3 protein-coding genes and 2 pseudogenes are annotated in these 4,584 nt (G+C 60.1%); 3 read left to right on the top strand and 2 right to left on the bottom strand.

What is annotated here, in order from left to right; genetic code table 11:
• Positions 1-262: pseudogene (locus tag ABJO75_RS00620) on the bottom strand (hypothetical protein); the annotation flags it as partial.
• Between ABJO75_RS00620 and ABJO75_RS00615 the strand changes: the two are divergent.
• Positions 209-1,221 (top strand): annotated as a pseudogene (locus ABJO75_RS00615) (IS5 family transposase). The pseudogenes ABJO75_RS00620 and ABJO75_RS00615 overlap by 54 nt on opposite strands.
• Before the next feature lie 123 nt (positions 1,222-1,344).
• On the opposite strand, the gene ABJO75_RS00610 reads toward ABJO75_RS00615, so the two are convergent.
• The gene (locus ABJO75_RS00610; RefSeq protein WP_348129383.1) at positions 1,345-2,382 is read right to left on the bottom strand and encodes an AraC family transcriptional regulator; all 1,038 of its coding nucleotides are present in this window, start codon (positions 2,380-2,382) and stop codon (positions 1,345-1,347) included.
• Positions 2,383-2,527: 145 nt separating this feature from the next.
• Between ABJO75_RS00610 and ABJO75_RS00605 the strand changes: the two genes are divergently transcribed.
• The gene (locus ABJO75_RS00605; protein WP_348129381.1) at positions 2,528-3,322 is read left to right on the top strand and encodes a class I SAM-dependent methyltransferase; all 795 of its coding nucleotides are present in this window, start codon (positions 2,528-2,530) and stop codon (positions 3,320-3,322) included.
• A 35-nt stretch (positions 3,323-3,357) separates the two neighbouring features.
• On the top strand, positions 3,358-4,128 hold the full coding sequence (locus ABJO75_RS00600) for a methyltransferase domain-containing protein (RefSeq protein WP_348129378.1): 771 nt from the start codon (positions 3,358-3,360) through the stop codon (positions 4,126-4,128).
• Positions 4,129-4,584: the final 456 nt, after the last annotated feature.

Genomic DNA, 4,584 nt, shown 5'->3' with positions numbered 1-4,584 from the left:
GACCGAGAGCTGTCGTGCGGTTGAGTGCTTTTGAGGCAATTTGCGCTTCAGCGATTTGATTGTCAAAATCACGCGCTTGCAGGCGATCACCGATGACTTGTTTCCAACGGCCGATCTGGGTCTCAACATGTGATCTCTGATTGGTTTTGTTGCATGGATCGCCCCACCGCTGATATCGATGCGGTCTTTTCCGTTCAGGATGCTGTAGATGCCGCACAAGTTCAACGCTGATCGCCGAGACAAGATCCCCAAGCAAAAGCATCGGGTGACGAATTGGGCTGAGTACAACGAAAGCTTGCGGCGGCGAGGGGATCTGACTGTTTGGATTAGCGAAGAGGCGCTCGCTTTGTGGTCGGCGCCTCGCAGGACGAAGCCGGGTGGACAGCCTGTCTATTCAGATCTGGCGATTGAGACCTGCTTGACCCTGGGCATGGTGTTCCGGCAACCGTTGCGTCAAACCCAAGGCTTGATGTGTTCGATTGCCAAGCTGCTGGGGGTCGAAATCGCGGTGCCCAGTTTCTCCACCTTGTCGCGCCGGAGCCACGGCCTGACATTGCGCGCTCAGCCGCAGGCCGGCCGCCAAGCGGGAAACCAGTTGGTCGTCCCTTCTCGGCGATATTTATCGCCTGCCAGGCAAGGGATAGCACCGGGTTGAAGATCCACGATGCGGGCGAGTGGCTAGAGGAGAAGCATAAAACCAAGCGCAAACGGCGGTCCTGGCGCAAGCTGCACCTCGGTCTCGATCTTGTCAGCGGCGAGATCGTCTGCTCCGATTTGACCACCGATGGCGTCGGAGATTCCACCGCGCTGCTAGGTCTGTTGGATCAAATTGATGGCCCCGCCGACCTGTTTCTAGCGGATGGTGCCTACGACGGCGACCCAACGTGCGATCTTCTGCTCGAGCGCTTTGGCGAAGGAATTGAGATTGCGATCCCACCACCCAAAAACGCAATGCTGAGCTCGGACGCCGCCCGGAATCCGACGATCCGCGATCGCCAAATTACCGAAATTAGGGCGTACGGACGCATAGCTTGGCAGAAGACATCGGGCTACAATCAGCGCAGTCGAGGTGAAACTTTGATGGGTCGTTGGAAGGCCGTCATCGGGTCGAAGCTAAAAGCGCGCAGCTTTGAGAACCAGAAAATGGAGGCCAGGATTGGTGTCCGCGTGCTGAACCGGATGACCGAACTTGGTCGCCCCAGTTTCGAACGCACCGCCTGAATTCCGTCTCGGGTAGGGCGCGTTCCGAATTGGAGTCGATCCGTGCAACACGATCGTCCTGGAAGAGCGTGGCATGTGTCGCATCAGATACAGAATTCCGAGTGCGAACAGCCGTGCCCGCGATCATTCGCCGAAATCGGCGGCCTTCCTGCGCCATCCGGCAGGAGACACACCCACAACCTTTTTGAACGCTCGGCTGAAGGCCGCTTCGGACCCGTAGCCAATCTCCTGTCCCACGGCGGCCACCTTCTTCGGGCTGTCGGCCAGAAGCCGCGCGGCAATCTGCATGCGCCAGAGTGTCAGATATTGGATAGGAGAATGACCTATCAAATGGGTAAAGCGCGCCGTCATGGCGGAACGCGACATGCCCGCCTCTTCGGCCAGAAGGTTGAGAGTCCAGGGATATGCAGGACGTTCATGAAGTATCGTCAGCACCTTGCCGATCGCCGGGTCTTGCAGGCCCGACAGCCAGCCGGTCCCATGCGCGGGCAGGGAATCCAGGCATAGCCGGATCACCTCGACAAAGATCAGCTCGCTCAGCCGCAAGCGGATGGCTTCGCCGCCGATGCGCGGCAGGCGCGCATCGGTGAGCGTCAGGTCAATTAGGCGGCCCAGCAGATCCTGCTCGCCCTGTCTTGCCCACCTGACGCGCAGCAGGCGCGGAAGTGTTGAGAGTACCGGATTGAACGGGCGCATGTCGCAACCCAAGAATCCACACATATATTCAGCACCACCACTGCCGCCGCCGCCTTCGCGGGTGATGAAGGGAAGCTTGCCGCCCATCCACTCACGGAAAAAGGCGATGGTCGCCTCCTGATCATATTCCGGCGTTTGTTCCGGCGTGCTAAGCAGTGAGTACGGGTCGCCATGCGCAAGAACCAGAATGTCGCCGGCCTCGAACGAGGTCGACGCAACGCCGGGGATCTCGACCCACCCGGAGCCTTTCAGGATGATGTGGTATGAAATCACGTGCTGTGCGCGGGGCAGGATGATCGAGGAATAGTCCTTCGCACCCGGAACCTCCACACCCCAAGGGAACGACGCTTCCACCAGATGGAAGACCGCACCGGTAAGCTTCACCACGCGCAGGACGTCCGACAGGGGATCGGCTGTGGTCTCTTGGCAGAGAATAGGCAGATCGCCCTCATCCGAATCCGCCATGGGGCGCGACCGGAGCTGCATCATGGACGATCCGGCAAGCGACAAGGACGTCTGGTCATGGGTATGTGTCATAACACAAGATAACGTGCGGGCAGTGGTATAACCAGCCAGAGTGCTTCGGTGCTGCGGAAAAAGGAGGAAACCAATGGATATTCAGGAAAAAGCGCGCCCTCCGGCGGAGGTTTACGATGCGCAGTTCGTGCCGGCCCTTTTCGCGCAATGGGGGCAGGTCGTCTGTGCGGAAGCCAGTGTGCGCGAAGGCGACAGGATTCTCGACGTGGCCTGCGGGACCGGCGCGCTAACACTTGCCGCCGCAGACATCGCTGGCCCGTCGGGGTCGGTGGTCGGGCTGGATGTAAATCCGGAAATGCTGGCAGTCGCGCGCCGAAAGCCCGCGCAGATCGAGTGGCTGGAGGGCGCCGCCGAGGCTCTACCTTTTCCCGACAACAGTTTCGATGCCGTCGTCAGCCAGTTCGGCTTCATGTTCTTTGAGGATAAGCCAAAAGCGCTCGCCGAGATGATGCGGGTGCTGAAGCCGAAGGGTGGTCTTGCGGTTGCTGTGTGCGACGCTGTTGAGAACTCGCCAGGTTACGGCGCATTCGCGCTTTTGCTCGACCGTCTGTTCGGAAAAGAGGCGGGAAATGCCTTCCGGGCTCCGTTCAGCCTCGGCGAAGCCGGACAACTGACAGCGATCTGCAGAGAAGCAGGTCTCTCGCATGCAGAGGTCGTCCGCCGAAACGGAAAGGTTCGATTCAAATCGATCGACGCCCTGGTGTCGACGGAACGCGCCTGCGCTTGGACGCTCGGCGGTGTGCTAAACGATGAACAGTTCGAGCGGCTCCTGAACGAGTCGTTGTCCGTGCTCGAACCCTTCACAGTTGACAGCGGAGCAGTAGAATTCGGCATGGCATCGCTCATCATCAAGGCACGGAAAGTGTAATAAAACAAACCCCATGAGCAACCGGAGACTAGGCGATGACTCGCGACCACCTGTTGATCAATCGAGGCGTTTGGGATGCCGACGCGCCCAACTGGGTCTCCGTTGGCAAACGACTTTGGAGCCTCGAGACCCCGGTATGGGGAAACTGGGGAATTCCCGACGATGGCCTGAACCTGCTCCCCGCTGACATGACGGATATGGATGCAATCGAACTCGGATGCGGGACAGGTTACGTGTCGGGCTGGATGACTCGTCGCGGTGCGCGGGTCACGGCAGTCGATATCTCCACCGAACAGTTGGCCACCGCGCGTCACTTCGCGGCAGAACAGGGAGCAGATATCGCTTTCATCGAGGGTAATGCCGAAGCAACCGGTCTGCCGGATGCTTCGTTCGACTTCGCGATCTCGGAATACGGCGCTTCGATCTGGTGTCCGCCGGACAAGTGGCTGCGCGAAGCATGGCGACTGCTGCGGCCGGGGGGGCGGCTGGTGTTCCTTGGCAACCATCCGCTTTCGTTGATCTGTTCGCCCCTTGACGGATCGCCCGCCGACCGGACGCTGCATCGCCCGTATCGCGGTATGTGGGGGGCGGACTGGACGGAGGTCGAATATGAGCCGACGGGCGTGTGCTTCAACCTGACGCTATCGTCGTGGATGGATTTGTTCGCAGACATCGGATTCACCGTCAGGAAGTATCAGGAACTCTACGCACCGGAGTGGGTATCAGGCACGCGCGCGGCCATACCCGCAGATTGGGCCAAGGACTACCCGGTCGAGCAGGTATGGCACCTGGGAAAGCAGAAGTGACTGGGTTTTCCTCAGGCCTGCTCTTGACGCTTGAGCCATGCAACTGCCGGGGTCGTTTGCGGGAGAGCGTGAAGTCCCAAATGACAGGAAAGCAGCCGTTCATGGGCAGAGCGGCGAATGCTGGCGAAGTCCCGCACCTTCCCAGTTCAAGCGTCCCGCAGCGAACGGCGGGTTCAAGAACACCCGACAGGTCAGGACTGAGTGACGTTTGCGCCAAAGCGAATGACGAGCGCGCCGCGGCGGCCCAGGACAACGCGCGAGCGGCAACGTGAAAAGGGGCGGCTGCTGCCGCCCCTGGTCCGAAGGGCCTTACGCGTGATCGCCATCCTCGCCGTCTTTCGGTTTGGACTGGAAGGCCACCAGTTCTGTCACGGCCACCGGGAAATCCAGCTTGATCGAGAGAAAGACTTCGCCGTCTGCGGTCTTGGTGTTTTCGAACACCGCGCCGACGCGGCG

The sequence above is a fragment of the Sedimentitalea sp. genome (assembly GCF_039973035.1).
Classification (GTDB): domain Bacteria; phylum Pseudomonadota; class Alphaproteobacteria; order Rhodobacterales; family Rhodobacteraceae; genus Sedimentitalea.
The sequence above is the reverse complement of the archived record's forward strand: the minus strand, read 5'-3'. Positions and strand labels throughout refer to the sequence as shown.

Coding starts and splice junctions, on each gene's coding strand:
- ABJO75_RS00600 (WP_348129378.1), top strand. CDS start 3,358: ATGACTCGCGACCACCTGTTGATCAATCGAGGCGTTTGGGATGCCGAC.
- ABJO75_RS00605 (WP_348129381.1), top strand. CDS start 2,528: ATGGATATTCAGGAAAAAGCGCGCCCTCCGGCGGAGGTTTACGATGCG.
- ABJO75_RS00610 (WP_348129383.1), bottom strand. CDS start 2,382: ATGGCGGATTCGGATGAGGGCGATCTGCCTATTCTCTGCCAAGAGACC.